Source organism: Paradesertivirga mongoliensis, from assembly GCF_024436395.1.
Lineage (GTDB): Bacteria > Bacteroidota > Bacteroidia > Sphingobacteriales > Sphingobacteriaceae > Paradesertivirga > Paradesertivirga mongoliensis.
In genome coordinates this window covers 1,025,928-1,052,313 of sequence record NZ_JAFMZO010000001.1, presented here as the reverse complement: position 1 = coordinate 1,052,313, position 26,386 = coordinate 1,025,928, and the positions used below count along the sequence as shown (strand labels likewise).

Sequence of the window (26,386 nt, the reverse complement as noted above, 5' to 3'; positions counted from 1 at the left end):
ATACGGCTTACATACCCATTAGTGTATGGAAGCTGCTCTGTAGTTATGGTTATGAATACGTTCATTTCTATGCTTTGACTTACAGTGTATTAAACGGTTTAAAGCATGCAAAAGTATTGAATTAAAATCAACAAACACAACACGTAATGTAAATTTAATGTATGTTTTTTGGGTCAGAGGAGGAGATGCAGAGAAAGGGATGAAAAACATTCATTCAGCTAGCCACTCGCTTGCTGAATGAATATCGTCTAAAAAGGTAAATCATCAGAGCCATCGTCATTAAAATCTACCAGCTGCTTCTCTGGCTTAGCATTCGTGTGAACGTGGTTATTTGGTTGATGACCTTCATTGTTTTCATTGTCGTTTTTGCGGCCAAGCATTGTGAAATTCTCAGCAATAATCTCGGTAATATATCTTTTATTGCCTTCTTTATCCTCGTAATTTCGACTGCGGATTTTACCTTCAATATATACCAGCTTGCCTTTTTGCAGGTATTTTGCAGCAACATCGGCCAAGCCCCGCCACATTACGATATTATGCCATTCGGTTTGCTCAATTTTCTTCCCATCTTTATTATACGTCTCGGACGTAGCTAATGGAAAATTAACTAAAGTAGTGCCGCCTTCCAGATGCCGAACTTCAGGATCCTTGCCTAAATGTCCAACTAAAATAACTTTATTAACTCCTGACATTGATTTAGTTTACAAATGAATTAAACTTCAATTTAGAAATTTTTTGAGGAAAGAAAAAATTAATTTTGGTTGCGCCAGATGTTCGAGCTGGGCGATATCTGCAAAAAACAAACTGTCTTTTTTTAAATCAACCTGGCCTGCTATCGTATCGATTACAATAAACTGTGCGTGGATTTTTTGGTGACTTAAAACGTGCCTCACCGGCCCATAGACACTCTTAATCTCAGCCCTACCGAACATATCTCTGAACCCTTGGGTACTTACTATATTTAAAGCGTCTTCCGCTTCAGTGGTTTCAATAAGAGGAAGTTCATACAGATTTTGCCAGATATCGTTCGGCCCCCGTTTATTCAACAATATTTTCCCGTCAGATAAGAGCAAAACATAAGAAAAGTATCGGTTTCTGGATACTTGCTTTTTCAGCTTAAGCGGAAGGATATCTGTTAAACCTTTTTTAAATGCCTCGCAGTCAGGCTGCAGCGGACATGAACCACACAAAGGATTTTTAGGCCTGCATTGTAAGGACCCGAATTCCATTAAAGCCTGGTTGCTTGTTGCAGGATTTTTTTCATCAATAAGCTCGTTTGCCAGCGCTGTGAAAACCCTTTTAGCTTTCGGAGAGTTGATCGGTTCTTCAATACCGAAGTACCGGGCAAGTAGTCTGAAAACATTTCCATCCACTACTGCCTTTGCTTCGTTAGCAGCAAAGGAAGAAATGGCCGCTGCCGTATATTCACCTACACCCTTTAATTTTATCAGCTCATCATACTTTTTAGGGAAATAGCCTGCGTGGTCTTCCATAACCATCTGCGCCGTGCGGTGCATGTTCCGGCCGCGCGAGTAATAACCCAACCCCTGCCACAGATTCAATATCTCATCTTCCGTGGCAGCAGCAAACTCAGATACGCTTGGATATTTTTCCGCAAAGCGATAGAAGTAGGGCAAGCCTTGTTCAACCCTTGTTTGCTGCAAAATAATCTCCGACAACCAGATTATATACGGATCTGTGGTATTCCGCCAAGGCAAATCGCGTTTATTTACAAGATACCATCCAATCACTTCATCGATAAAGCTCATCTATAAAATTTAAGAATACTGCAAAGGTAATTACGGAGCGCGAGTTGGGACAGCGTAATATTTTTTTGATTTATTTCCCGAATTCAATTTAAAGCAATACTTTTGCAACCCCAAAACAATTAAGTATTTACAAATAAAGTTTAATTAAATTAGACATGACTAAAGCAGAGATTATCGCAGAAATATCTAGTAAGACTGGAATTGAGAAGTTAGATGTACAAGAAGCGATAGAGGCGTTTTTTAAAGTGGTGAAGACTTCTATGGTAGAAGGTGAGAATGTATATGTTAGAGGTTTTGGGAGCTTTGTAGTTAAGAAAAGGGCAACAAAAACAGCACGTAACATTTCAAAAAACACAGCAATTATTATCCCGGAACATTTCGTTCCAAGTTTCAAACCTGCCAAAGTGTTTGTCGAGAAAGTAAAAAACGGTAATGTAACGAAATTAGAAGCTGCAGCTAAAGAAGCAGCTGGCGCAGAAGCATAATTTTAAATGAAAAGAAAGCAAATAGCAGTTGTTGGATTAGTAGTGGTTCTGATGGGCCTTTTGCTTTCTTTAGATATTAAAGGGTTAGTTAAAGAAGAAGGGCAACACTCGGGAGAAGAGGCGGAGAATGCAGCCAAAGTTTCTGTTCTAACCATTCAAACGGTTTCTGAAACTGCGAAACAAAAACTGAACGCAAATTTTGCTCAGCAAATCACAGAACTCGAGAATCAGCTCAAAGCTGCCGATGCGTCTGAGAAAACTGAGCTGCAAAGACAACTTGCGACAAAATGGGTTGACATCAATCAGCCCGCTCCAGGTGCATTTTATTACGAAATACTTGCACAGACAGGCAACAATTATGCAGACTGGCTCAAAGCTGGTGATTTATTTACGGATGCTTACCAGGCTGAAAAGGATAGCTTAACACAACCTGCCTTAGTACAAAAAGCTATTGAAACATATCAAAAGGCACTGGAATTGCAACCTGCCAGCCTGGATGCAAAAACAGGATTAGGGGTTGCTTATGTAAGCGGAACACCTAACCCAATGCAGGGGATCACATTACTTTTAGATGTTGTGAAGCAAGATCCAAAGAATGTGAAGGCCAATTTAAACCTGGGACTTTTCTCAATTAAATCAGGCCAATTTGATAAAGCTGTCAACAGATTTAAAACCGTGATTGAAGTTAAACCAACGCCAGATGCATGGTTCTATTTAGCTTCAGCGTACGAAAACCTGGGACAAAAAGACGAGGCCATTACAGCTTACGAAAAAAGTAAAGAGCTGGCTGCCGACCCTGATTTAAGCAGGTTTGTTGACCACAAAATCCAAGAATTAAAGAAATAATTAAATAAAAACATTTAAAAACTCAAGTTATGCCAAGCGGTAAAAAAAGAAAAAGACATAAAATGGCTACCCACAAACGCAAAAAGCGTTTAAGAAAGAATAGACATAAGAAGAAATAATTATAGGCCCATGGTTTAACCATGGAGCATATAAATATTACCCTCCACGCATTGCGTCAGGAGGTTCTTGTGTTTATAATTCATTTGGTGTTGTACCCTGGCGGGAACCCCCGCCATAAAAGAGTAGCTGTTGGTAAAAGAATTAATCATCAATTCAACCCCCAACGGGGTGACTATAGCTTTACTGCAGGACAAGCAACTCGTAGAACTCAACACAGAGCACATTAACAACAATTATGCTGTTGGTGATATTTACCTTGGCAGGATCAAAAAGATCATGCCCGGGCTAAATGCTGCTTTTGTGGATGTGGGCTATGAAAAAGATGCTTTTCTGCATTATCTTGACCTGGGGCCACAGGTGCAGTCGCTTATTAAGCTGACTAAGATTGTAAAGAATGGCAGTTACAAAGAGAAACTGCTAAATAGTTTTAAGCTGGAACAGGATATAAACAAGTCCGGCAAAATTTCTGAAATTCTGAATCGCAATATGTTGTTGCCGGTTCAGATTGCTAAAGAACCTATTTCAACAAAAGGCCCGCGCTTAAGCTCAGATCTTTCCATTGCGGGAAGATTTGTAGTGTTAGTGCCTTTTTCTGACGTGATTTCTATCTCGAAAAAAATTAAAAATAATTCTGAGAGAAATCGCCTGAAAAAGATTGTTGAAAGCATTAAACCAAAAAATTTCGGAGTAATTATCCGAACTGTTTCTGAAGGAAAAGGCGTTGCCGAACTCCAGAAGGATCTACTTGATCTCATCGCAAAATGGGAATCGTTTGCCACCCGGCTACCTCTTACCGAACCTTCTAAAAAAGTGCTCGGAGAAATGGGCAGAGCCTCTACCATTCTGAGGGATATTTTAAACGCAGACTTTGCAAATATCCACGTTAATGATCCAACCATATACGAAGAGGTTCGCTCTTATATCCAGGGAATCTCTCCGGAGCTAGAACGCATTGTAAAGTTCTATAAGCAAAGAGAGCCGATATTCGAACACTTCGGAGTTGATAAACAGATTAAGGGAGCTTTTGGCAAAACAGTTAATTTACCGGGTGGGGCCTATCTTGTGGTAGAGCATACAGAGGCTCTACACGTAATCGATGTAAACAGTGGAAATCGAACTGCTCATCCGGAAAACCAGGAAGAAAATGCGTTCCAGGTAAATAAAGAAGCCGCTAAAGAGATTGCCAGACAATTGCGTTTACGCGATATGGGTGGAATTGTTGTGATCGATTTTATCGATATGCACAAACCAACCAACCGGAAAGAACTGTTTGAATACCTGCGGGAACAAATGTCTCTTGATCGGGCAAAACACACCATTCTGCCCCCAAGTAAGTTTGGATTGGTTCAAATTACCAGGCAACGTGTTCGACCAGAAATGAACATCGTTACCAACGAAAAATGCCCGGCCTGCGACGGCACAGGAGAAATCAAAGCCAGCATCATTTTAATGGATGATATTGAGAACAATCTCAACTACATCCTCAATGAGCAAAACGAGAAAAATATTACGCTTTGCGTGCACCCATACATTGAAGCCTACATTAAAAAAGGCATCTACTCACGCCAGTGGCAGTGGTTCTTCAAATATGGTAAACGAATTAAAGTAAAAGGCGAGCCTTCTTACTACCTCACCGAGTTTCACTTCCTGAATTCTAAGGAAGAAGAGATTAAATTATAATGTGCAAATTATCAGATGTGCAGATGAGCAAATATGCGAACATCTGCACATTTTAATTTCTTAATCTTTTCCATTTGCACGGATAATCTGCACATTTGCACATAACACATTTTCACATCAATCAGTTGGCTAAAACCAGATCAGCATATTTTTGTCAGAGTTGTGGGTACGAATCCGCCAAATGGCTGGGTAAATGCCCCTCATGTAATCAATGGAATAGTTTCGTGGAAGAAGTTATCCAGAAAGGGAACAGCTCTGTGCCCGAATGGAAAACCGCTTCCGGGAATTCAAGAGTAGCGAAACCCTCGGCGATTGATAAAATTGTATTTGCAGAAGAGAGCAGATTAATTACTCCCGATTCAGAATTTAACCGGGTGTTAGGCGGAGGCATCGTTCCGGGATCTTTGGTACTTATAGGCGGAGAACCGGGAATCGGAAAATCCACCCTGATGCTGCAATTAGCTCTTAACCTTCCGGGGATGAAAATTCTTTATGTCTCAGGCGAGGAAAGCGAACAACAAATAAAAATGCGTGCCGAACGCCTAGCTCCCTTATCAAAAAGAAAAGGTGGGGATTGCTATATTCTAACAGAGACCTCAACCCAAAACATATTTAAACAAATAGAGATTCTCGAACCGCAGGCTGTAATTATTGATTCTATCCAGACTTTACATTCTGCTCATATTGAATCTACCCCTGGCAGCGTCTCACAAGTTCGCGAATGTACTGCAGAGCTTCTTCGCTTTGCAAAAGAAACCTCAACGCCAGTTTTCCTGATAGGCCATATTACGAAAGATGGAGCCATTGCAGGACCTAAGATCCTCGAGCACATGGTAGACACCGTTTTGCAATTTGAGGGCGACAGGCATCATGTATATCGCATTCTGCGGGCTATTAAAAATCGGTTTGGTTCTGCTTCCGAGCTGGGAATTTACGAAATGCAGGGCAGCGGCCTCCGGGAAGTTTCAAATCCTTCCGAAATCCTGCTTTCACAACGCGATGAGGAATTAAGTGGAATCACCATATCGGCGATGCTGGAAGGCGCCAGACCAATGCTGATCGAAACCCAGGCCTTGGTCAGCGTGTCTGCTTACGGAACCCCTCAGCGATCTGCCACGGGCTTTGATACCAAACGTATGAATATGTTGCTGGCCGTTCTCGAAAAACGTTGTGGCTTTCGGTTAAGTGCGCAGGATGTATTTTTAAACATAGCGGGTGGGCTGAAAGTAGAGGATCCGGCGATTGATCTGGCCGTAGTAGTCGCTATTATCTCATCTCATGAAGACATATCGGTATCTACGAAAGTCTGTTTTGCAGCCGAAGTTGGCCTCTCTGGCGAGATAAGAGCAGTAAATAGAATAGAGCAGAGAATTGCGGAAGCTGAGAAGCTCGGATTTCAGCAGATTTACATTTCTAAATACAATCAAAAAGGCTTGGATGTGAAGCGCTATTCTTCCATTGAAATAAAAAGTGTTTCGAAGATTGAGGAGGTGTTCAGTTCGTTGTTTGGGTAATTTATAATCGCCAATAAAAATGTATTCAAAAAAGAAAGCCGGTTTCTCAACCGGCTTTCAATATTATTTACTCAAATACATTGATTTCTCTTTGTATAACTTAACAAAGTAAGGGTCTTCCAGATCTTTAATGAACCTTATCGCCTCGCCTGTTGATTTCATCTCCGGTCCTAACTGTTTTTCAACCTCAGGGAATTTATCGAAAGAAAATACAGGCTCTTTAATGGCATAACCAACAAGCTTCCTCTCAATCTTAAAGTCTTTCAACTTATTAACACCGAGCATCACTTTAGCAGCTATGTTGATATAAGGCACATCATACGCTTTCGCGATGAAAGGCACCGTACGCGAAGCTCTTGGATTCGCTTCAATTACATATACCTTCTCGTCTTTTATTGCAAACTGGATGTTTAACAAGCCGATCACATTTAATGCTTTCGCTAACTTGATACTATATTCCTCCATCTGACGAATCACATTATCCGACAAGTTGAAAGGTGGCAATACAGCACTTGAATCGCCTGAGTGAATACCGGCAGGCTCAATGTGCTCCATTAATCCTACGATATGCACATCCTCGCCATCACATATTGAATCAGACTCCGCTTCTTCTGCACGGTCAAGGAAATGGTCAATTAAAACGCGGTTTCCCGGAAGGTCGCCTAGTAATTTAACTACAGCAGTTTCCAGATCTTCATCGTTTATCACGATGCTCATCCCTTGTCCGCCTAATACATAACTCGGACGAACTAATACCGGATAACCCACTTTCTTTGCCACTACCAATGCTTCTTCAGCATCCTCTGCTACACCATAGTTTGGATAAGGAATTCCCAAATCTTTCAATAAATCGGAGAAACGGCCGCGATCTTCAGCAATATCCATATTATCGTAAGATGTACCAATAATCTTTATCCCGTACTGATGGAGCTTTTCAGCCATTTTAAGAGCAGTTTGACCACCCAGCTGAACAATTACACCCTCCGGCTTTTCAAGCTCTATAATCTCACGAACGTGCTCCCAGAAAACAGGCTCGAAATAAAGCTTATCAGCCATATTGAAATCTGTTGAAACCGTTTCAGGATTACAGTTAATCATGATCGATTCAAAGCCGCTTTCTTTAGCTGCCAATAATCCGTGCACACAAGAGTAATCAAATTCGATACCCTGACCAATCCGATTCGGGCCGGATCCTAAAACAATAATTTTCTTTCTATCGCTTGGAGTTGATTCATTTTCGTCTTCGAAGGTTGAATAATAATATGGCGTTTGTGCTGGAAACTCAGCAGCACAGGTATCTACCATTTTATATACCCGCTTAATTCCCAGCTCCTTTCTGCGCTCGTAAACTTCATCCTCGGTAGTTCCATTGCCTAGTAACCAGGAGATCTGGACATCCGAAAATCCTTTTTGCTTAAGAGTGAAGAAAAATTCTTTAGGGATATTGTTTAGAGAGTAGCGTTTTAGTTCCTGCTCAAGCTGAACAAGTTCCTGAATTTGCAACAGGAACCACTTATCTATCTTAGTGACTTTACGGATGGATTCCATCGGAACACCAAGCGTCATCGCATCTTTCACCAAAAACAGACGGTTCCAGCTAGGATGCTCCAGGCCGTACATGATTTCGTCGAGGTTACGATTCTGCCGTCCATCAGCGCCCAAGCCTGCCCGCCCGATCTCCAAGCTCTGACAAGCTTTTTGCAACGCTTCTATGAATGTACGGCCGATTGCCATAACTTCTCCAACCGCCTTCATCTGCAAACCTAGTTCCATGTTGGCCCCTTTGAATTTATCAAAGTTCCAGCGAGGGATCTTTACGATGACATAGTCGAGAGTTGGTTCGAAATATGCAGATGTGGTTTTGGTTATCTGATTTTCTATTTCATCGAGGTTGTACCCGATCGCCAGCTTGGCAGCAATCTTTGCAATCGGGTAGCCCGTTGCTTTTGATGCTAAAGCCGAAGAGCGTGATACCCTTGGATTAATTTCGATAGCAATAATAGACTCATCTGCGGGATTAACAGAAAACTGAACATTACAACCGCCGGCAAAATTTCCGATGGCACGCATCATCGTTATCGCCTGGTTACGCATATCCTGGTAACAGCGGTCGCTTAATGTCATTGCCGGAGCAACAGTTATCGAGTCGCCGGTATGGATTCCCATCGGGTCGAAATTCTCAATGGAGCAAATGATAATTACGTTGTCTTTGTTATCACGAAGCAATTCGAGCTCGTATTCCTTCCATCCAATTACGGCTTTTTCAACCAATACCTCATGAGTTGGCGACGCCTGTAAACCGCGGCTTAAGGCTACGTCGAAATCTTCCTTTTTGTGAACGAAACCACCTCCCGATCCTCCCATGGTATAGGAAGGACGAATAACCAGTGGAAAGCCAATCTCCTGGGCTGCTTCTTTTCCCTCCAGAAAAGAGTTAGCAATTTTTGAAGGAGCTACACCTACACCGATATCGACCATTAACTGGCGGAACTCTTCGCGATTCTCGGTTTTTTCAATTGCAGCAATATCTACACCGATAATCCGCACACCATATTTTTTCCAGATTCCGCGCTCTTCTGCTTCCTTTGCAAGGTTCAATGCTGTTTGCCCACCCATAGTAGGTAATACGGCATCAATATGACGTTCCTGTAATATTTTCTCAACGCTTTCGCAGGTTAAGGGCCATAAGTAAACATGGTCACCAATTACATTATCAGTCATAATAGTAGCCGGATTGGAGTTTATAATGGAAACCTCAATCCCCTCGTCCTTCAAGGAGAGAGCAGCTTGCGAACCTGAATAATCAAATTCTACAGCCTGACCGATAATAATTGGTCCTGAACCGATAATCAATACTGATTTAATGGAAGTGTCTTTTGGCATTTTACAGGGGAAAATTGTAAGTCAAAATTTAAAATATGATTTAAACTGCCGGGGAGCGTTTGACCGAAATCCCGACTTTATTGTCGGGATGCAAAGGTATAAATTTGAAGGGGTATTTTAAATACTTTTTTTGCTCGATTATTAATATTCGTCGCAGTAACCCAAGGAATTCGGATTCAGACTCAAAAAGAAATCAATCAAGCTTATTTTCTTGAAGGTGAGCTGGTCATCTGTAATTGGATGGGCAATGTGAACGACACCTTTACAGGCACGCCATGCTGCCTCCCCGGAACCCATCTTCGCGTTTCGCGGATTACGCGCAAAGCTTCCTCTCCGGTGCCGTACCCCAAATCTTTAAGCAGGTTAATACCGCTCAGACTACCATCTTTCTCTACTACGAATGAGATTAAAAGCCTACCACCAATACCACCCTCTCGGGCCATCGGAGGATATTTATAGTTCCGTGCGAAATATTCGTAAAACTTCGTCATCCCTCCGCGATAGTCAGGCAGCTCGGCGTCTTTGCTATATTCATTCACTGTTCCATCTGCCAGTTTAACCTTACCGGAAACAAACTCTCCGTCCTTAAATACTTCTTCATAGGCATTGTCTTTTTTAAACACACCTTTCCAAATTCCATCCTTCAATCCATTTACATAATTTCCTTCCTCGGCTAAATCATTTTCGGTGTCAACTTCGGATATGAAACCATTACCGTTTTTCAGAAGCTCTGTACCGTTCGGGGCATAATAATTTGCCAGCTTATATTTGATAGTTCTTCTTATATCAATTACTTTGTCCATTCCCATATCAACGCCATAAACCAAAGTCTTTTTTAACTGGCCGTTAGTATAATAAAATGAAGCCTCTCCTGAAAGAAGTCCCTTTTTATAGGTGATTTCTGACACCTTAGTTCCTGTAGTATCGTATGAAACGACGTTCCCTTCCCAGGAAATATGCGGCCCGGATGAAGAACTTTTTCCTTCCCGCTTCAAAAGATCATTTCTGTAATACTCTTTAACGTCCGAAAATTCCCCTTTTGTTAGTGCCACTGTTATGATCCGTATATAATCGGCTTCATCTTTTGTGCCAACAAAAACATCCTCTTTTTTAAAATAAAAGGTATTAATTTTCTGAGCTGAGGCTGACAGACTTACGAGTAGAACCAAAAAGAGTAAATGTTTCACAATAGCGACTTTTTCCTTCAAATTAACAAAAAAACCTTTTAACCGCATAACTGTTACACATGAAAACACACGAATATGAAAAAGTTAATTTTAGGCTTTGTTGCGGTTTCCATACTTTCTGCATGTGCTACGGTGCAATCTATCGTCCGCTCCACCCTCCCTTATACAGCAACCCTGATTATTCCGGCAGGGACGAGCACAGGAAGCATGCGCTCTGCAGTAAGCCCGGCCAGCAGCGCCGATCAGATTTTCGGCGGAAGCTCTAATGCTCAAATCAAAGAAGTAAGAATAAGCAATGCGAAAATCGACGCTAGCAGTCCATCGAATCAGAACCTTGGAGTGTTTAGCACGATAAGATTATATCTGTCAAAGGGAGACGGCTCTGGTGAAGTGCTGGTTGCCACACGTAACGACGTATCTGCCAATGCAGGTTCAAGCATTGTTCTCGACATAGATAATTCACGCTTTTTGGATGATGTTATTAAAAGTTCGACTGCCCGCGTGAGAATGGAATACACCCTCCGGAATACTTTGAACACAGATGTTAGCGTTCGGGCTACCTTAAACTTTACTTCAACTCCTGCTACTACTCAATAATTTTTTAAGGTTCTCATAACAATTTAAACCTTCCTGATTATCAGGAGGGTTTTTTTATACGCCTTAGAAAGCTAAATTTGCTACCGTGATATTCTGCCAAGCTACTTTCTGGCAACTTATTTGGACCCAGTTAGTACAAACTTCTGGTCTTGAGTGGTTTGGAACCATTACCGGCTTTATTTGCGTATATCTCGCCGCCAGGCAACATATTCTGAACTGGCCGGTTGCGATATTAAGTGTGTTGGCTTACGTAGTGATATTTTACCGATATAAACTTTATGGTGATGCCCTCCTCCAATTATACTTTTTAGGCACATGCGTCTATGGCTGGTATTATTGGGTGCGGCGCAAACAGCAACACCAGAAACCGATAGTATCTCTGGGTAAAACTGAATATCTGATGGTGGTTACCGCAATCGTGATCCTTTCATTCGGCCTTGGCGCTTTCCTCGACAAATTTACCGATACAGACGTCCCTTATATCGATGGCACATGCACCGCAATAAGCTTCGTTGCTCAACTGCTGATGACGCGGAAGGTGCTGCAAAACTGGATTTTATGGATTGTGGTTGACATTTGCTACATTCCTTTGTTCCTCTACAAAAACCTGGCCCTTACGGCGGTTTTATATACGTTATATCTCGGGCTGGCAACTATCGGCTATTTAGACTGGAGGCGATCATGGAAGCAGACTGCCTAATAAAGAAAATTGCGGTAGTGGGGCCGGAATCTACCGGTAAATCTACTATTTCGGCGCAGCTGGCAGAACATTATAACACGGTGTGGGTGCCTGAATTTGCCAGAGAATACTGCGAAAAGCTGACTGCCCCCTGCACCTGGGAAGATGAATTGAATATGTTTAAAGGCCAGCTTGAGCTTGAAAAGCAGTTAATATCTGAAGCTAAAGACATCTTAATTTGTGATACAACTTTTATAACCGTTAAAATCTGGAGCGACTATACCTTTGGTAAAGCGCCTCAGGAAGTGCTTGATGAGCTCCCCCGGCACCCGTACGATTTATATCTCCTGATGGATATCGATCTTCCCTGGCAAGACGACCCTTTGCGAGATTTCCCCCACCTGCGTGAGTATTTTATGAAAGTCTGGCATATGGAATTAAACTCGCTTAGTGCAAAATATTCCACAATTTCAGGCACTGATTCTCAGCGACTTAAAAACGCCATCGATTTTATTGACGAATACCTTCTTGAAGATAAATTAAAACCTAAGCAATAATTGCCGCCTCCGGGTATCGTAAAGGTTACTTAACTATCTTTTAACAAAATTTAACAAACAATTCTCGACAATTAGTGTATGTTTGCCACTAAGAAAAAAAAACTGGTATAGTTTTTTGTAACAACAAAGGTAACCGCCACTCTAATTAAAAATCATCGGCTCAAAGGCGGTTAAAAGTGCAGGAATTAGAGCCCGTTTTCAATCGACTTAGTCCTTCTAAGTATACATACGTTCTTTTTAAATTAATGATTAAAAAACCTTCCAGCATTTGGAGGGTTTTTTTGTTTATTCGCAGATTAAACTTTAACAACAAAATATGGAATTGCTATCTAATCCGGAGATCTGGATTTCTCTTGTAACTTTAACAGTGCTTGAAATTGTACTAGGCATCGACAATATCATTTTTATCTCGATACTGTCTGGTAAATTACCTGAAAATCAGCAGAAAAAAGCCCGGCAATTAGGACTAGCTCTGGCAATGATCACCCGCGTACTGCTCCTACTATCTTTAAATTGGGTAATGGGATTGACGGCCACCCTGTTTAATCCTGGTGATTGGATCGGCGTATCTAAAGAGGGTCTCCTCGAAAAAATGGCGATATCGGGCAGAGATTTAATTCTGATTATCGGCGGTTTATTTCTAATCTATAAAAGCACCAGCGAAATCCACGAAAAACTTGAAGGTCAAGACCACCAGGTTGAGGGCGGGAAAGTTCACTCTTTTAGCGGCGTAATTTTCCAGATACTAATACTCGACATAGTTTTCTCACTCGATTCAGTAATCACGGCCGTAGGTATGGCCGATGAAATTCTGGTAATGATTGCTGCGGTAGTAATCGCGGTAATTGTCATGATGGTTTCCGCAGGAGGTATCAGTTCGTTCGTCAATCAGCACCCTACAGTTAAAATGCTTGCGCTATCCTTCTTGTTACTGATAGGAGTGTCATTACTGGCCGAAGGCTTTGAACAACATATCCCGAAAGGATACATTTATTTTGCGATGGCCTTTTCGGTACTGGTAGAAATGCTTAATCTTAAAATGCGCGCAAAATCAAAACCTGTTCAGTTACACAATAGCCCCGGTAATGCCGATTACCGGGAATAACTAAACGATACGGCAAAGCAATCCCTTGAGGTATTCACCTTCGGGAAAGGATGCTCTTACAGGATGATCTTCGGGCTGGCAAAACTGGGTTATAAACTGAACCTCTTTGCCAGCATCAAGAGCTGCCCAAGCCAGAATTTGTTTAAAAAGGTTGATGTCCACAGCACCAGAACAGGAAAAAGTCGCGAGCAATCCGCCGCTGTCTAGCAAAGACATGCCCATTCTGTTTAAGTCTTTGTAAGCTCTGGAAGCTTTATCTAAGGCCGAACGGCTTGGAGCATATTTCGGTGGATCGAGAACCACGATATCGAACTTTTCCCCCGCATCGCGAAAAGCACGCAATTGCTTATTAACGTCTGCCTGGACAGATTGATGCTTAGAACGATCAGAGCAGTTTAATTCTATATTCCGGGCCAGGGTTTCAATAGCCAGCGCAGAACTGTCGACACTTACGACGTATGCGGCGCCAGCATTCAGTGCATTCAGCGAAAAACCACCCGAGTATGAGAAACAGTCTAATACTCGTTTCCCTTCAGAATAGCTGGCAACAATCTTCCGGTTATCCCGCTGATCGCAAAAGAAGCCTGATTTCTGGCCCTCAGATATGTTGATTAAATACTTTATCCCGTTTTCGAGCACCTCAACATACTCGGGTGGGTTCTCTCCTGATAAAATGCCGCTGGATGGATCCAGGCCTTCATGGGCACGTGCCGACGCATCGCTCCGGTCATAGATTCCCTTCGGCTGCAATTGCTTCTCAAGTTCATCCAGCAACACCGCTTTTACCCGCTCAATCCCTGAAGAGTGAATTTGAACAGACAGGTAATCCGCATATTTATCAACTATCAATCCCGGAAGGTAGTCTGCCTCGCTAAAGGCAATGCGACATACATTAGTATTAGCAGAATGCAGTAGGCCTTCACGCGATTTAACGGCGTTGGCGATCCTGCTGCGCCACCAAACTTCATCAATTTCAACGTCCTTCCACTCCAGCAACCTTACAGCTACACGCGATTGGCTATTATAAAATCCCTTCGCGAGGAAATCCCCATTTGCATCAGTTACCGAAATAACCTCTCCGTTAACAGGTTTTCCTTTGATAGATTCCAGAGCACCTGAGAATACCCAGGGATGCAACTGTTTAACTGCTTTTTCCTTTCCTTTTTTTAACCGTGCTTCCGCCATGCCGCAAATCTATATTAAAAGCCCAAAAAGTTTAGAACTTTTAGGGATATTTAACCTTGAGACCTCCTATTTTTGAAGCCATGGAAATAATCTCCTGGAACGACTTTGAAAAGGTTGAATTAAGAGCCGGAACAATATTAGAAGTACTGGAGTTTCCGGAAGCCCGAAAACCTGCGTTTAAAATAAAAGCCGATTTTGGTGAATTCGGCATTAAGTGGAGCAGCGCTCAAATAACCAAACATTACACAAAAGATGACCTGGTTGGCCGGCAGATTGTAGGGGTGGTCAACTTCCACAAAAAGCAAATAGGAAGATTTATGTCGGAGTTTCTGGTTACCGGATTTACCGACGAAAACGGCGATATAGTTCTGGCTTCGGTTGAAAAACCGGTTCCTAACGGCGCCAAATTAGTTTAGATATTTATGAGATACGTAAGCTTTGTGGATGAACCCACGATGGCGCCCGATGATTTTTTTATGACTGAGGCTATTAAAGAAGCGAAGCTAGCTTTAAGTCTCGACGAGGTGCCTATCGGGGCAATAATAGTTTCAAATGGCAAAATAATTGGAAGAGGACATAACCTTACCGAGAAGCTGAATGACGTAACAGCCCATGCAGAAATGCAGGCCTTTACTGCTGCAGCTAACTACTTAGGGGGAAAATATTTAAAAGATTGCACTCTTTATGTTACCATCGAGCCTTGTGTAATGTGCGCCGGCGCATCATACTGGACCCAAATAAGCCGGATAGTTTACGGCGCCCCGGATGTCCAGCGCGGCTTTCGCCGGATAAACCACAACATCCTGCATCCTAAAACCGAAATTATAGGTGGGATTAAAGAATTGGAATGTGGATCGCTGGTAAAAGACTTCTTTTTGTCTAAAAGAAATAAAACTTGACATCCCGCTGAACAATTATTTTAAGCATAAGTTATATTTGTGTCTTTCAAATTTTTAACCTCTAAAACGATAATATTATGGCTTTTGAATTACCAGCGTTACCTTACGCAAGCGACGCATTAGAACCTCATATCGACAAAGCAACAATGGAGATCCATCATGGAAAACACCACAATGCTTATGTTACCAATCTCAATAACGCAATTGCAGGTTCTGATGCAGAATCGAAATCATTAGAAGATCTGCAGGCGAGCATTTCGCAATATGCTCCTGCCGTTCGCAACAACGGAGGCGGTCATTATAACCACAGTTTATTCTGGACAGTGATCGGCCCAAATGGTGGCGGTCAGCCTTCTGGAGAATTAGCTACCGCGATTAATGAAGCGTTTGGTTCATTCGAAGATTTCAAAAAGAAATTCAGCGAAGCTGGAGCAACACGTTTTGGTTCCGGCTGGGCCTGGTTAAGCGTTGACGCTGATGGAAAGCTGCAAGTGTCTTCAACCCCAAATCAAGATAATCCTTTAATGGATGTTGCTGATGTGAAAGGAACTCCAATTTTAGGACTGGATGTTTGGGAGCATGCTTATTACTTGAATTATCAAAACCGTCGTCCTGATTACATCGCGTCATTTTTTAATGTGATTAACTGGGATGCAGTAGCTGAACGCTACTCTGCAGCCAAGAAATAATCTGTAATAAAAACTATTTCTTTAAAAGTAGTGTATTTAATATACACTACTTTTTTTATTTGCAGACTATGAAAAACACACTGATCTTAACTCTTGCAGCATTCACAGTTACTCTGCTTTCTGGTTGCGAAGCTATAGCCGACATCTTTCAGGCAGGGATATACGTAGGGATTTTTATTGTTGTAGCTATTATCGCAGTAATTATCTGGATACTTCGTTTTTTCAGAAGAAGAACTTAAAAGGTATCCAAAACCTTTCGCTTATTTTTTTCATGCATCTCTTTAGGAACCGCCTCTAAAATCTCGTTTTCCAGAGCCTTGATAACTCCGCGCTTTAAAAAATTCCGGTGCGTAACGATACTTATTTCTCTTACCGGCACCGGTGACACAAAACGCCGGGAACGACTGATTTGTTCTTCCGATAAATCCTTCAGGCTAAGTTCTGGCAGGATAGTAATACCACTGTTTAGATCTACCATCCGCTTCAGCGTTTCAACGCTTCCGGTATTATATTCAAATTGTTTGTTACTCTCTCCGGCTTTCTTTCGCTGACAAATATTAAGAACCTGGTTACGCATGCAATGACCTTCATTAAGCAGCCAGAGTTCGTCAAAGTCTATGTCTTTATTACTTATCTCCTTTTTCTTCATCAAAGGGCTTGAGGACGAGAGGTAAACTACAAAGCTTTCATAAAAAAGGGGGATTTCAAATAAAGTCGGCTCTTCTAAAGGCGTCGCCAATATTCCGCAGTCAAGAAGTCCGACTTTGAGGTTCTGAATGATCTGTTCTGTGGTATATTCCCAAATCATTAGCTGCACCTTAGGATACTTTTTGCTGAAACCAGGGATAATTTGAGGGAGCAAATACGGCGCTACCGTAGGTATAACCCCTATCTTCAATTCGCCCGAAAGCTCATTATTAAACACCTTAATCAACTCGGTTAATTGTCTGCTTTCGTTCAAAATTATCCTCGCCTGAGCAATTACCTGTTGGCCAATTTCTGTTGGTACAACCGGTTGCCTGCTACGATCAAAAATCTTAATCCCCAGATTTTCTTCAAGTTTTTGAATTTGCATGCTAAGGGTGGGTTGCGTTACAAAACAGCTTTGAGACGCAAGCACGAAATTTCGGTGTGTATCAACCGCTACGATGTACTCCAACTGAACAAGTGTCATACTCATAAATGATTTAATATCAAATAATATTGTTTTTATCTATAAGACAAAGGCAAAAAAAAGGCAGTTGCCTGCCTTTTTGTAACTATTCTACTGTCACCGACTTTGCAAGATTTCTTGGCTGGTCCACATTGCAACCCCGCATTACTGCAATATGATAAGATAGCAACTGCAAAGGTATAGTAGCTAACAGGGGTAAAAAAGCCTCATTGGCATCCGGAATTTCAATTACATAATCAGCCATTTTCCTCACCTCTTTGTCCCCTTCGGTAACGATCGCAATCACGATACCCTTACGCGCCTTCACTTCCTGAATGTTGCTGATAACCTTTTCATATGATGAATTTCTGGTCGCAATTACAATAACCGGCATCTCGGCATCAATCAGTGCAATAGGGCCATGCTTCATTTCTGCCGCAGGATATCCTTCAGCGTGTATGTAAGAGATTTCTTTGAGCTTTAGCGCTCCTTCCAGAGCCACCGGAAAACCACTGCCTCTGCCTAAAAACAAACAATTGGAAGAATCCTTTAAAGCCGTTGCAATTTCGATGATATGATTATCTGCTTTCAAACATTTGTCAACCAGGTCAGGAATTGAATCTAACTCTGTCAGCAGACTTACCAGCGCACTTTCTTTTATTGTGCCGCGTTGTTGTGCCATAAAGAAGGCCATCAGAGTAAGTACAGTAACCTGCGCTGTAAATGCTTTAGTAGACGCTACCCCTATTTCCGGACCAGCATGTGTATAAACTCCCGCATCAGAAATACGGGGGATGGATGACCCTGCTACATTACATATCCCGAATATCGTTGCGCCTCTTTCTTTAGCAAGTTCGATAGCCGCCATCGTATCGGCAGTTTCACCAGATTGTGAAATAGCTATTACAATATCTTTCTCTGAAATTATCGGGTTTCTATACCTGAATTCTGATGCATATTCGACTTCAACAGGTATGCGGGCATATTCCTCGATCAAATACTCACCAACTAATCCGGCATGCCACGAGGTACCGCAAGCAACAATAATTATACGGTCGATATTTTTTAGCTTATCGGCATAATCTTTAATTCCGCCCAACTGAACCTTACCTTCGTTAGGGTAAATACGGCCACGCATACAATCTCTTATTGATCGTGGCTGCTCGTAAATCTCCTTCAGCATGAAATGGTCGTATCCGCCTTTCTCTAACATCTCGAGCTCTAAAGCAAGCTCCTGGATATAAGGTGATACCACCCGGTTGTCAATACCTTTAATCACCAGTTCATCTCTTTTGATGTAAGCGATCTGGCTATCCTTAAGGTAAATTACGTTCTTAGTATATTCGACAATAGGCGATGCATCTGATGCGATGAAATATTCATCCTGACCAACGCCGATCACCATCGGACTGCCTTTTCTGGCAGCAATCAATACATCTGGTTCATCCTTGCTCATCACTACAATCGCGTAAGCGCCGACAACCTCATGAAGAGCCACACGCACTGCTTCGCACAGATCAATCTTATTCGCTTTTTGAATTTCTTCGATGAAATGAACCAGAACCTCAGTATCGGTATCGCTTTCAAAAACATGCCCTTTTTGCTTAAGTGCCTCCTTTAAAACCGCATAATTTTCGATAATACCATTATGAATGATCGAAAGGCGACCATCGCCCGAAGTATGTGGATGCGAGTTATAATCAGACGGTATACCATGCGTTGCCCAGCGGGTATGCCCCATTCCAATAGCTCCGCTTACGTCCTTATCCTTAGCAAAGCCTTCAAGTTCACTAACTTTTCCGGTCTTCTTGTAAATTTTTAGATCGTGATTCATCAAAGCGACTCCGGCGCTGTCGTATCCACGATATTCCAGACGGTGAAGGCCTTTTATGATTACGTCCCAGGCATTTCTATGCCCTATATATCCAACTATTCCACACATGATAGAAATAAATTTAGCCTACTAAGCTACGAAATTTAGAAATCTGTAAAAGAAAAAAAGCCGAATGTTAGTTCGGCTTTGTATAAGTAATTTTCAACTTGATCGGTGAGTCTGCATTTCCCTTTCCGCCAAGCACTGACCTGGCAGCAGTTACTGCAGATGGAAAGACATTAGCCTGCCCCGTAAAGGGCAAATCGATCGGTGCAATATAGGTATCGTACTGTATCACCTTTTCCCGGGTAACTAAATCCTGAATATAGGAAGTTATGTTAAAAGTGTAGGTCTTATCAGTCGCATTATAAAAACCGCCGAACGTGCGCTCATCTAAAAACCTCGGATCCTGATTAATCGCATTATCAGGAACGGGCCTCCTCTGACCAGCAATATCCGTTCTATACAGTGTAAGTCTGGGTGCAGGTTTAAGCGCATTATACGTACCTGCGATAACCGGAATAACTAATTCTGCTTTGTTGATAGAGATTTTTCCTTTAGAAGCTAATCCCTTTATATGAGGAAACTTAAGTTTTGTTCTTACGCCAGCTAAGGGTTGAACGTAAACGGTAGAATAGCTCTGAGAGGGATTATCTATTTGCGTCTTAATCGGAGTTCCCGTATAATCATGCTTGATTTGCGATGCGCCGTTTACTCCAAATTTAGCCACCAAGGTATCCTTAACAGTACCAGTTAGTGTCTTATAATAAATCTCTAAGCCAGTTACATTTGCTGGCTGAAGATTAAAAAATACAATACCGCCGTTACCTGTAGACTCGGATTTACTGATCGTAACAAATAAACCTTTTATAAAATTTGAAAAGGCCGCATTGGTTTTTAGCTTACTCGGATCAGCATTGATGAAATTATCATTGATGAAAGTGGATTTTAAAGGAATTCTAAGTTGCGGAGCAACCATCGTGGGCTTATCTGGGGCACCCTTTATAATTCCATTTATCAAAGTACTATCGTTCCATTTAAAAGCACGCACCTCATTAATTCTCCCAAGTTCGCCAACAATTCCCGTTCCGTCATATTCGAAATTTGCCCGGTTTGAATAACTTGCAGCTGAATTAAAGGTTTTTTGCAGTTGATGAACGTTGATTACATACTTGGATGAGATAGAATCACCATAGAATTCATCACCATATTTAAGTACCAGCACTGCAGAATCTAAAGTTGGATTGCTCCCAAAACTATAATTTTCGGAAGGAAGACTCAAACCCAGTGCAAGGTTAGCTTCGGTTGTTCCAAATATTGGATCTTTGAGATAGCCGAACGCATTTTGAGCGATCCCGGAAGTAATGATACTATCTTCGGCAACTGTTAGCGTATTAACTGTTGCTGTATCCGTAAAAATGCTCTTTATGGAATCCTGAGGAGCTATATCAAGCCCTATCGTTCCATCTTTCTCGCAACTGCTAAAAATAAAAAGACTTACTAACAAGGTTAATAAGTCCAGTTTAAAATATTTCATGTTTAATTTCCCTGTTAAGCTAAAGAAACGAGTTCTTCGTTTGCAATTTCTTCGTAAAGGTTGTAATAATTTTCGTAATCTGAAGTAGATTCGTATTGCAATACTGGTTTCTGACTGCTTTTAACAAACTTTAACACTTCGGCACTTACTTCAGCATCGCCGAAAACAACAGCATCTGAGTAGGATATTGCACCTATATGTAGCGCATCATTATCGCAGGCGTTGAAAGCCTCAGTATGTTCGGCTGTCATACCATTCATAATTGCTTTTTTCGGAAAATCAGCACTTAACTTCTCTGTAAAACAGTTATTGTATGCAGAATAAACAACTTTTGCATTTTTAAAAGTTGGGTCATCCTTATAAGTGGTTTTAAGATATACCGGAACCAGAGAGCTCATCCATCCGTGGCAATGAACCACATCAGGCGACCAGCCTAATTTCTTTACAGTTTCTAATGCGCCTTTGCAGAAAAAAATTGTTCTTTCGTCATTATCGGCATAGAATTTATTTCCATTGTCTCTAAAAACCTGCTTTCGCTGAAAATATTCTTCATTGTCTAAGAAATACACCTGCATTCTCGCGGCAGGGATAGAAGCAACCTTAATAATCAGCGGGTTATCATTTTCATCAATTATGATGTTCATTCCTGAAAGACGGATAACTTCGTGAAGGCGATTTCTGCGTTCGTTGATGTTTCCAAAGCGAGGCATAAGGATTCGGATCTCCAAACCTTTGTCTTGCATTGCCTGTGGTAACTGCCTTGTTATTTCAGAAATTTTTGTTAACTCGAGGAAAGGCGACATCTCGTGGGTAATAAACAGTAACTTCGTTTTTGCCATCTCCAAATGTTAGATAAAAAAATAGAATAGTGTTTCGGACTGCAAATATAAGCATTATCTTATGATATATCAACGAATTACGCAAGTGTCTTTGATATTTTTTTGCGAATGCTCACCTTTGCCGGATATTCACCGGAAGATATACATTGGAAATACTCACCTCTAAGGCCCAACTGGCCGAAGCCCTTCAAGAATTGAGGCAAACAAATAAAACTATCGGTTTCGTGCCAACAATGGGGGCTTTACATGCCGGGCATATGACCCTCATTAAAATAGCAGGTGAGCTGACGGATGTGGTTGTAGCCAGTATTTTTGTCAATCCCACGCAGTTCAATAACTCCGATGACCTCCAAAAGTACCCACGCCCGGTCGAAAGTGATATAAAGCTGCTTCAGCAGTCAAAATGCAATATACTTTTCCTCCCCGAGGTAGATGAAATGTACACCGGCGAGGAATCCTGGAATCTGGACCTGGGTTATCTCGAAAATACACTCGAAGGTAAATTCCGCCCCGGCCATTACCAGGGGGTTACTCAAATCGTGAAAAAACTGCTTGATATCGCTAACCCCGACTTTGTTTTTCTCGGTCAGAAAGATTTTCAGCAGGTGATGGTACTGGAACATATGGTCAAAGCGCTCGAACTGCCTTCCGAACTGGTTATGTGCCCGATTGTTCGCGACGATGACGGACTGGCTCTCAGCTCAAGAAATGTGCATTTATCCCGAACCGAACGACAACAGGCCCTTTCGCTTTCAAAAGCATTATTTTATGTACAAAAACATTTCGATTTATTGACCATCAACCAACTCAAAGAGAACGCATGGCTGATGCTTGACTCGGAGCCGGGTGTGGTGCCCGAATATTTCGAAATATGCGATGCCGACACACTTTTACCCACACCGTCGAAGGACACCAGGTCGATAATCGCCCTGGTAGCGGCAAAAGTTGGCGAAACCAGGTTAATCGATAATATAATCTTAAAGTAAATGCTTTGTAGCTTAATCTATTATCTGCCCGGGATAATTTAATCTTTTTTACTTTTGTATATGGTTATTGAGATATTAAAGTCAAAGATACATAGGGTGCGGGTTACGCAGGCGGAATTGAACTATGTGGGAAGTATCACTATTGACGAGGACTTAATGGACGCAGCGAATATCATTGCGAATGAAAAAGTCCAGATTGTTAATAATAACAACGCAGCACGGTTTGAAACATATGTAATTAAAGGCGAACGCGGTTCCGGAAAAGTTTGCTTGAATGGGTCATGCGCAAGACTTGCTCAGGTAGGCGATATTTTGATTATAATGTCTTACGGACATCTTCCTATGGAGGAGGCCAGGAAGTATAATCCTATATTGGTGTTCCCAGATGACAACAATCGGCTGATTAAGTAAAACTTTCTGTCCAGAAATTTATTTTCAAGAAACCTGACGAGTTGATCATTTTACCAAAAAAACTGATTTACTTCGTTACCGGTAAAAATCAAAATATTTAAATGGACAATCTTACTTTAATTGAAAACAAAATACTTACCCTTGACAAGCTCTTCCCACTTTTAAGTATCTGGAAATTTCAGGACAAAAAAACTGTATTCACTAACGGATGCTTCGATTTGCTGCACAGAGGACATGTAGATTACCTGGCTAAAGCATCTGATCTCGGCCATAAACTGATCATCGGCTTAAACAGCGACAGCTCCACTTCCTCAATAAAAGGGCCTCACAGACCAATTACTGATCAAACATCCCGTGCACAACTTCTGGCCTCTTTTTTCTTTGTGGATGCGGTTGTTTTGTTCAATGAAGAAACTCCTTACGAGCTTATAAAAGCAATTAAGCCTGATGTACTGGTTAAAGGCGCTGATTACACTATTGACAAAATAGTAGGTGCCGATCTGGTAACAGCTAATGGTGGAGAAGTGAAAACTATCGATTATATTGCCGGATACTCCACCTCTGCCATTGAGCAAAAAATTCGAAATTCAGTTTAAATAAAAACGCATGCTGTTTCAATTTACATCTGAGCAATTGATGATAAAACAGGCGGCAAAGGATTTTGCGCAGACTGAATTAAAGCCGGGTGTAATTGAGCGGGACGAACTCCAGAAGTTTCCTGCAGAACAAATAAAAAAATTGGGCGAACTGGGTTTTCTGGGGATGATGGTTTCGCCCGAATATCATGGCGCTGGCTTCGATACCATTTCCTACATCTCGGCTATCGAAGAGATCTCAAAAGTAGATGCATCAACGGCCGTTATCATGTCGGTAAACAACTCCCTGATATGTTATGGCCTCGAAAAATTTGGGACAGAATCTCAAAAGGAAAAATATTTAAAACGCCTGGCTACCGGCGAAGTACTCGGGGCATTTTGCCTGTCTGAACCCGAAGCAGGCTCCGATGCACAGGCGCAGAGCACACGGGTTACCGACCATGGCGACTATTTCCTCCTGAACGGAACGAAGAACTGGATCACTAACGGAAACAGCGCTTCCATTTATTTAGTCATTGCGAAAGCCGGCCCGGGTGATTCGGATATGAATGCTTTGATTGTTGAAAGAGAAATGGATGGTTTCTCGGTAGGCCAGAAAGAAAACAAGATGGGCGTACGCGGCTCAGACACCCATTCGGTGATGTTCTCTGACGTCCGAGTTCCAAAAGAAAACCTTTTGGGATCTGAAGGTTCTGGATTCGAATTTGCGATGCGGGTACTTGAAGCCGGAAGAATAGGTATTGCCGCGCAGGCACTTGGAATTGCTGCGGGCGCTTATGAACTGGCGCTGGCTTATTCAAAAGATCGAAAAGCGTTCGGAAAGCCAATTGCCGACCATCAGGCTATCCGCTTCAAACTGGCCGAGATGGCAACCGACATAGAAGCCGCGCGCTTATTATGCTTGAAAGCGGCATGGTTAAAAGACCAAAATCTGCCTTTCGCCACCGCTTCGTCCAAGGCAAAGCTCTTCGCGTCGCAAGTGGCTATGAAAACTACCATCGAGGCGGTTCAGATCCATGGCGGCTATGGCTATGTCAAAGAATATCACGTCGAGCGAATGATGCGTGATGCAAAAGTGACGCAGATCTACGAAGGGACGTCAGAAATTCAAAAATTAATCATTTCGCGTAACCTGTTAAGATGAAAGCACTACCGGCCTTTTTTATCCTTCTTATCTGTCTGATATTTGCAGGCTGCAACAGTTCTGATCAGCTACACAAAGGCATCTGGCGAGCCGTATTAGAAACCAGCAACGGGACAGAGATTCCATTTAACTTCGAACTTAGCGGTCCTGATGACAGCCCGACTATCCATATTATTAATGGCAAAGACCGGTTTAAAGTAGAAAATATCACACGAACCGCCGATTCACTTTTCGTAAAATTACCGCTTTTTGATTCTGAGATCAGGGCAAAGTTCTCAAGCGATGGATTACAGGGCAAATGGATAAAATATCTTCCTAACAAACATCCTGCGATGAAATTCAGTGCAGAACCAGGGGTCGAATGGCGCTTTTTTGAAGAAGAAAACCTGACACCTGAAGTCGATATCCAGGGCCGCTGGTCTACCATATTTAAGGATCCCGCAGGAAGCGATTCTACACTTGCTGTAGGCGAATTTACTTACGAAGGCAAAAAACTCACTGGCACGTTTCTAACAAGCACCGGAGATTACCGCTTTCTTGAAGGTACAATACGCGACAATAAAGTATACTTATCTACCTTCGATGGTTCGAATGCCTATCTTTTCACAGGCACTATTAAGAACGACAGGATTGTGGATGGAAAGTTTCATTCCGGACTGACCTCAATCGAAAACTGGCAGGCGGAAAAGGATCAAAACGCAAGCCTCCCCGATGCCTATTCGCTGACAAAGTTAAAGCCGGGCGAAAACAGGATCTCCTTTACATTTCCTGACCTCGAAGGAAATAAAGTTTCGCTAAGTGATCCACGATTCAGAAACAAGGTTGTTATCATTCAATTTCTCGGTTCATGGTGCCCCAACTGCATGGACGAAACAGCATTTTTGGCCCCCTTTTACAGAGAATACAAAACTAAGGGTGTAGAGATCGTAGGCCTGGCCTACGAGCGCAGCTCTGATTTTCAAACAGCCAAAACCAGGGTACAACAGTTGAAACAAAGGTTTAACATCGGCTACCCGCTGCTTGTTACCGGGTTTACCAATAAAGAAGTATTAAAAAGCATGCCCTCGCTAAACGAATTCAAGGCATTTCCTACCACTATTATAATAGATAAAAAAGGGCTGGTGCGCACTATTCATACCGGTTTTAGCGGCCCGGGGACAGGCAAGCACTATACCGATCTTACAGCCGAATTTGAAAAGCGGATACAGCTTTTGCTAAAGGAAGGCTAGTCGCGGCTGAACATTCCGAAAACCATTTTGATTAGCGCCAGCACAATCGCGAAAAGCAAGGCTGAAAAGAAACCATCGGTGTTAAATCCGTCCATGAGGCTATCTACCAGCAACACCATCAACACCGTAATAATAAAAGACATTATCCCCAGCGTTAAAATATTGATGGGAAACGTAAGCAGTCTCAAAATGGTGCCGATGGTTGCATTGGCAAGAGCAATCAACACTCCGGCTATAATAGCGCTTAAAAAACCATTTACCTGTACACCGGGCAATAAAAAGGCGGCAACTGCCACTGCCACGCCCATTAATAAAATTTCAATAATTAGTTTCATTGCAGCTTTATTTTACAGTACAACATATAAATTTCGTTTAAGTTTAAGATCTAAGCCTTTAATTAGTTCAGTCCGTCAAAATTTTGCG

General features: G+C 42.0%; 27 protein-coding genes. 17 read left to right on the top strand and 10 right to left on the bottom strand.

The genetic code is table 11. From position 1 onward, the window contains the following. Positions 1–248: 248 nt before the first annotated feature. Positions 249–692: a single-stranded DNA-binding protein gene (locus J3P43_RS04295; RefSeq protein WP_255899483.1), complete on the bottom strand. Its 444-nt coding sequence runs from the start codon at positions 690–692 to the stop codon at positions 249–251. Positions 693–719: 27 nt separating this feature from the next. Next, positions 720–1,769 carry an A/G-specific adenine glycosylase gene (mutY, locus tag J3P43_RS04290; protein WP_255899480.1) on the bottom strand — a complete coding sequence of 350 codons (1,050 nt, stop codon included), beginning with the start codon at positions 1,767–1,769 and terminating at the stop codon, positions 720–722. 155 nt (positions 1,770–1,924) lie between these two features. Here mutY and J3P43_RS04285 point away from each other — a divergent pair, with 155 nt between their 5' ends. The 4 genes from J3P43_RS04285 to radA all read left to right on the top strand — a co-directional run bounded on the left by J3P43_RS04285 (position 1,925) and on the right by radA (position 6,414). Beyond that, a complete protein-coding gene (locus J3P43_RS04285) occupies positions 1,925–2,254 on the top strand; it encodes an HU family DNA-binding protein (protein WP_255899477.1) in 330 nt (109 codons plus the stop codon). 6 nt (positions 2,255–2,260) lie between these two features. Beyond that, positions 2,261–3,100, top strand: a complete 840-nt coding sequence (locus J3P43_RS04280; protein WP_255899432.1) for a tetratricopeptide repeat protein — start codon at positions 2,261–2,263, stop codon at positions 3,098–3,100. A 249-nt stretch (positions 3,101–3,349) separates the two neighbouring features. Beyond that, positions 3,350–4,900 carry an Rne/Rng family ribonuclease gene (locus tag J3P43_RS04270; protein ID WP_255899429.1) on the top strand — a complete coding sequence of 517 codons (1,551 nt, stop codon included), beginning with the start codon at positions 3,350–3,352 and terminating at the stop codon, positions 4,898–4,900. Between the two features lie 125 nt (positions 4,901–5,025). Continuing rightward, positions 5,026–6,414 carry a DNA repair protein RadA gene (gene radA, locus J3P43_RS04265; protein WP_255899426.1) on the top strand — a complete coding sequence of 463 codons (1,389 nt, stop codon included), beginning with the start codon at positions 5,026–5,028 and terminating at the stop codon, positions 6,412–6,414. 63 nt (positions 6,415–6,477) lie between these two features. On the opposite strand, the gene carB is transcribed toward radA, so the two are convergent. Both carB and J3P43_RS19660 read right to left on the bottom strand, forming a co-directional pair. Further along, the gene (carB, locus tag J3P43_RS04260; RefSeq protein WP_255899423.1) at positions 6,478–9,297 is read right to left on the bottom strand and encodes a carbamoyl-phosphate synthase large subunit; all 2,820 of its coding nucleotides are present in this window, start codon (positions 9,295–9,297) and stop codon (positions 6,478–6,480) included. A 203-nt stretch (positions 9,298–9,500) separates the two neighbouring features. Then, the gene (locus J3P43_RS19660; protein ID WP_255899421.1) at positions 9,501–10,484 is read right to left on the bottom strand and encodes a TonB family protein; all 984 of its coding nucleotides are present in this window, start codon (positions 10,482–10,484) and stop codon (positions 9,501–9,503) included. A gap of 75 nt (positions 10,485–10,559) precedes the next feature. Here J3P43_RS19660 and J3P43_RS04250 point away from each other — a divergent pair, with 75 nt between their 5' ends. From J3P43_RS04250 to J3P43_RS04235, 4 genes are all read left to right on the top strand, one after another. Then, a complete protein-coding gene (locus tag J3P43_RS04250) occupies positions 10,560–11,081 on the top strand; it encodes a hypothetical protein (protein ID WP_255899419.1) in 522 nt (173 codons plus the stop codon). Between the two features lie 85 nt (positions 11,082–11,166). Then, complete coding sequence (gene pnuC, locus J3P43_RS04245; RefSeq protein ID WP_255899416.1) at positions 11,167–11,781, top strand: nicotinamide riboside transporter PnuC; 615 nt, start codon at positions 11,167–11,169, stop codon at positions 11,779–11,781. Next, a complete protein-coding gene (locus tag J3P43_RS04240; RefSeq protein WP_255899414.1) occupies positions 11,763–12,317 on the top strand; it encodes an AAA family ATPase in 555 nt (184 codons plus the stop codon). Before pnuC ends, J3P43_RS04240 begins: the two co-directional genes overlap by 19 nt. A 316-nt stretch (positions 12,318–12,633) precedes the next feature. Further along, a complete protein-coding gene (locus J3P43_RS04235) occupies positions 12,634–13,422 on the top strand; it encodes a TerC family protein (RefSeq protein WP_255899412.1) in 789 nt (262 codons plus the stop codon). On the opposite strand, the gene J3P43_RS04230 is transcribed toward J3P43_RS04235, so the two are convergent. Beyond that, a complete protein-coding gene (locus J3P43_RS04230; protein WP_255899410.1) occupies positions 13,423–14,607 on the bottom strand; it encodes a class I SAM-dependent rRNA methyltransferase in 1,185 nt (394 codons plus the stop codon). An 80-nt stretch (positions 14,608–14,687) separates the two neighbouring features. Between J3P43_RS04230 and J3P43_RS04225 the strand changes: the two genes are divergently transcribed. The 4 genes from J3P43_RS04225 to J3P43_RS04210 all read left to right on the top strand — a co-directional run bounded on the left by J3P43_RS04225 (position 14,688) and on the right by J3P43_RS04210 (position 16,434). After that, positions 14,688–15,023, top strand: a complete 336-nt coding sequence (locus J3P43_RS04225; protein WP_255899408.1) for a tRNA-binding protein — start codon at positions 14,688–14,690, stop codon at positions 15,021–15,023. A 6-nt stretch (positions 15,024–15,029) separates the two neighbouring features. Beyond that, positions 15,030–15,506 carry a nucleoside deaminase gene (locus tag J3P43_RS04220; RefSeq protein WP_255899406.1) on the top strand — a complete coding sequence of 159 codons (477 nt, stop codon included), beginning with the start codon at positions 15,030–15,032 and terminating at the stop codon, positions 15,504–15,506. Positions 15,507–15,583: 77 nt separating this feature from the next. Beyond that, on the top strand, positions 15,584–16,195 hold the full coding sequence (locus J3P43_RS04215; protein ID WP_255899404.1) for a superoxide dismutase: 612 nt from the start codon (positions 15,584–15,586) through the stop codon (positions 16,193–16,195). 68 nt (positions 16,196–16,263) lie between these two features. Then, complete coding sequence (locus J3P43_RS04210) at positions 16,264–16,434, top strand: hypothetical protein (protein WP_255899401.1); 171 nt, start codon at positions 16,264–16,266, stop codon at positions 16,432–16,434. Here the strand turns inward: J3P43_RS04210 and J3P43_RS04205 are convergent. The 4 genes from J3P43_RS04205 to J3P43_RS04190 form a co-directional block, all read right to left on the bottom strand. Continuing rightward, on the bottom strand, positions 16,431–17,369 hold the full coding sequence (locus J3P43_RS04205; protein ID WP_255900196.1) for a hydrogen peroxide-inducible genes activator: 939 nt from the start codon (positions 17,367–17,369) through the stop codon (positions 16,431–16,433). The two genes, J3P43_RS04210 and J3P43_RS04205, sit on opposite strands and share 4 nt — an antisense overlap. An 85-nt stretch (positions 17,370–17,454) precedes the next feature. Next, the gene (glmS, locus tag J3P43_RS04200; protein ID WP_255899399.1) at positions 17,455–19,290 is read right to left on the bottom strand and encodes a glutamine--fructose-6-phosphate transaminase (isomerizing); all 1,836 of its coding nucleotides are present in this window, start codon (positions 19,288–19,290) and stop codon (positions 17,455–17,457) included. 67 nt (positions 19,291–19,357) lie between these two features. Continuing rightward, a complete protein-coding gene (locus J3P43_RS04195) occupies positions 19,358–20,758 on the bottom strand; it encodes a DUF4270 domain-containing protein (protein ID WP_255899396.1) in 1,401 nt (466 codons plus the stop codon). Positions 20,759–20,772: 14 nt separating this feature from the next. Beyond that, on the bottom strand, positions 20,773–21,597 hold the full coding sequence (locus tag J3P43_RS04190; protein ID WP_255899394.1) for a glycogen/starch synthase: 825 nt from the start codon (positions 21,595–21,597) through the stop codon (positions 20,773–20,775). Positions 21,598–21,743: 146 nt separating this feature from the next. On the opposite strand from J3P43_RS04190, the gene panC reads away from it, so the two are divergent. The 5 genes from panC to J3P43_RS04165 all read left to right on the top strand — a co-directional run bounded on the left by panC (position 21,744) and on the right by J3P43_RS04165 (position 25,963). Continuing rightward, positions 21,744–22,583 carry a pantoate--beta-alanine ligase gene (gene panC / locus J3P43_RS04185; RefSeq protein ID WP_255899390.1) on the top strand — a complete coding sequence of 280 codons (840 nt, stop codon included), beginning with the start codon at positions 21,744–21,746 and terminating at the stop codon, positions 22,581–22,583. 60 nt (positions 22,584–22,643) lie between these two features. Continuing rightward, the gene (gene panD, locus J3P43_RS04180; protein WP_255899387.1) at positions 22,644–22,994 is read left to right on the top strand and encodes an aspartate 1-decarboxylase; all 351 of its coding nucleotides are present in this window, start codon (positions 22,644–22,646) and stop codon (positions 22,992–22,994) included. 101 nt (positions 22,995–23,095) lie between these two features. Beyond that, the gene (gene rfaE2, locus J3P43_RS04175) at positions 23,096–23,590 is read left to right on the top strand and encodes a D-glycero-beta-D-manno-heptose 1-phosphate adenylyltransferase (protein WP_255899385.1); all 495 of its coding nucleotides are present in this window, start codon (positions 23,096–23,098) and stop codon (positions 23,588–23,590) included. 10 nt (positions 23,591–23,600) lie between these two features. Continuing rightward, positions 23,601–24,734 carry an acyl-CoA dehydrogenase family protein gene (locus tag J3P43_RS04170; RefSeq protein WP_255899382.1) on the top strand — a complete coding sequence of 378 codons (1,134 nt, stop codon included), beginning with the start codon at positions 23,601–23,603 and terminating at the stop codon, positions 24,732–24,734. After that, the gene (locus J3P43_RS04165) at positions 24,731–25,963 is read left to right on the top strand and encodes a TlpA disulfide reductase family protein (RefSeq protein ID WP_255899380.1); all 1,233 of its coding nucleotides are present in this window, start codon (positions 24,731–24,733) and stop codon (positions 25,961–25,963) included. The genes J3P43_RS04170 and J3P43_RS04165 overlap by 4 nt, the downstream gene beginning before the upstream one ends. On the opposite strand, the gene J3P43_RS04160 is transcribed toward J3P43_RS04165, so the two are convergent. Then, positions 25,960–26,298: a phage holin family protein gene (locus tag J3P43_RS04160; protein WP_255899377.1), complete on the bottom strand. Its 339-nt coding sequence runs from the start codon at positions 26,296–26,298 to the stop codon at positions 25,960–25,962. The genes J3P43_RS04165 and J3P43_RS04160 overlap by 4 nt on opposite strands. Between the last annotated feature and the right edge of the window lie 88 nt (positions 26,299–26,386).

Excerpts from the sequence above, each read along its gene's own strand:
- J3P43_RS04295 (WP_255899483.1), bottom strand. The coding sequence starts at position 692 with ATGTCAGGAGTTAATAAAGTTATTTTAGTTGGACATTTAGGCAAGGAT.
- rfaE2 (WP_255899385.1), top strand. The coding sequence starts at position 23,096 with ATGGACAATCTTACTTTAATTGAAAACAAAATACTTACCCTTGACAAG.
- J3P43_RS04160 (WP_255899377.1), bottom strand. The coding sequence starts at position 26,298 with ATGAAACTAATTATTGAAATTTTATTAATGGGCGTGGCAGTGGCAGTT.
- J3P43_RS04165 (WP_255899380.1), top strand. The coding sequence starts at position 24,731 with ATGAAAGCACTACCGGCCTTTTTTATCCTTCTTATCTGTCTGATATTT.
- J3P43_RS04240 (WP_255899414.1), top strand. The coding sequence starts at position 11,763 with ATGGAAGCAGACTGCCTAATAAAGAAAATTGCGGTAGTGGGGCCGGAA.
- J3P43_RS04170 (WP_255899382.1), top strand. The coding sequence starts at position 23,601 with ATGCTGTTTCAATTTACATCTGAGCAATTGATGATAAAACAGGCGGCA.
- J3P43_RS04190 (WP_255899394.1), bottom strand. The coding sequence starts at position 21,597 with ATGGCAAAAACGAAGTTACTGTTTATTACCCACGAGATGTCGCCTTTC.
- panD (WP_255899387.1), top strand. The coding sequence starts at position 22,644 with ATGGTTATTGAGATATTAAAGTCAAAGATACATAGGGTGCGGGTTACG.
- glmS (WP_255899399.1), bottom strand. The coding sequence starts at position 19,290 with ATGTGTGGAATAGTTGGATATATAGGGCATAGAAATGCCTGGGACGTA.
- J3P43_RS04225 (WP_255899408.1), top strand. The coding sequence starts at position 14,688 with ATGGAAATAATCTCCTGGAACGACTTTGAAAAGGTTGAATTAAGAGCC.
- J3P43_RS04285 (WP_255899477.1), top strand. The coding sequence starts at position 1,925 with ATGACTAAAGCAGAGATTATCGCAGAAATATCTAGTAAGACTGGAATT.
- J3P43_RS04280 (WP_255899432.1), top strand. The coding sequence starts at position 2,261 with ATGAAAAGAAAGCAAATAGCAGTTGTTGGATTAGTAGTGGTTCTGATG.
- J3P43_RS04235 (WP_255899412.1), top strand. The coding sequence starts at position 12,634 with ATGGAATTGCTATCTAATCCGGAGATCTGGATTTCTCTTGTAACTTTA.
- J3P43_RS04220 (WP_255899406.1), top strand. The coding sequence starts at position 15,030 with ATGAGATACGTAAGCTTTGTGGATGAACCCACGATGGCGCCCGATGAT.
- J3P43_RS04215 (WP_255899404.1), top strand. The coding sequence starts at position 15,584 with ATGGCTTTTGAATTACCAGCGTTACCTTACGCAAGCGACGCATTAGAA.
- J3P43_RS04250 (WP_255899419.1), top strand. The coding sequence starts at position 10,560 with ATGAAAAAGTTAATTTTAGGCTTTGTTGCGGTTTCCATACTTTCTGCA.
- J3P43_RS04210 (WP_255899401.1), top strand. The coding sequence starts at position 16,264 with ATGAAAAACACACTGATCTTAACTCTTGCAGCATTCACAGTTACTCTG.
- mutY (WP_255899480.1), bottom strand. The coding sequence starts at position 1,769 with ATGAGCTTTATCGATGAAGTGATTGGATGGTATCTTGTAAATAAACGC.
- J3P43_RS04230 (WP_255899410.1), bottom strand. The coding sequence starts at position 14,607 with ATGGCGGAAGCACGGTTAAAAAAAGGAAAGGAAAAAGCAGTTAAACAG.
- J3P43_RS04205 (WP_255900196.1), bottom strand. The coding sequence starts at position 17,369 with ATGACACTTGTTCAGTTGGAGTACATCGTAGCGGTTGATACACACCGA.
- carB (WP_255899423.1), bottom strand. The coding sequence starts at position 9,297 with ATGCCAAAAGACACTTCCATTAAATCAGTATTGATTATCGGTTCAGGA.
- J3P43_RS04195 (WP_255899396.1), bottom strand. The coding sequence starts at position 20,758 with ATGAAATATTTTAAACTGGACTTATTAACCTTGTTAGTAAGTCTTTTT.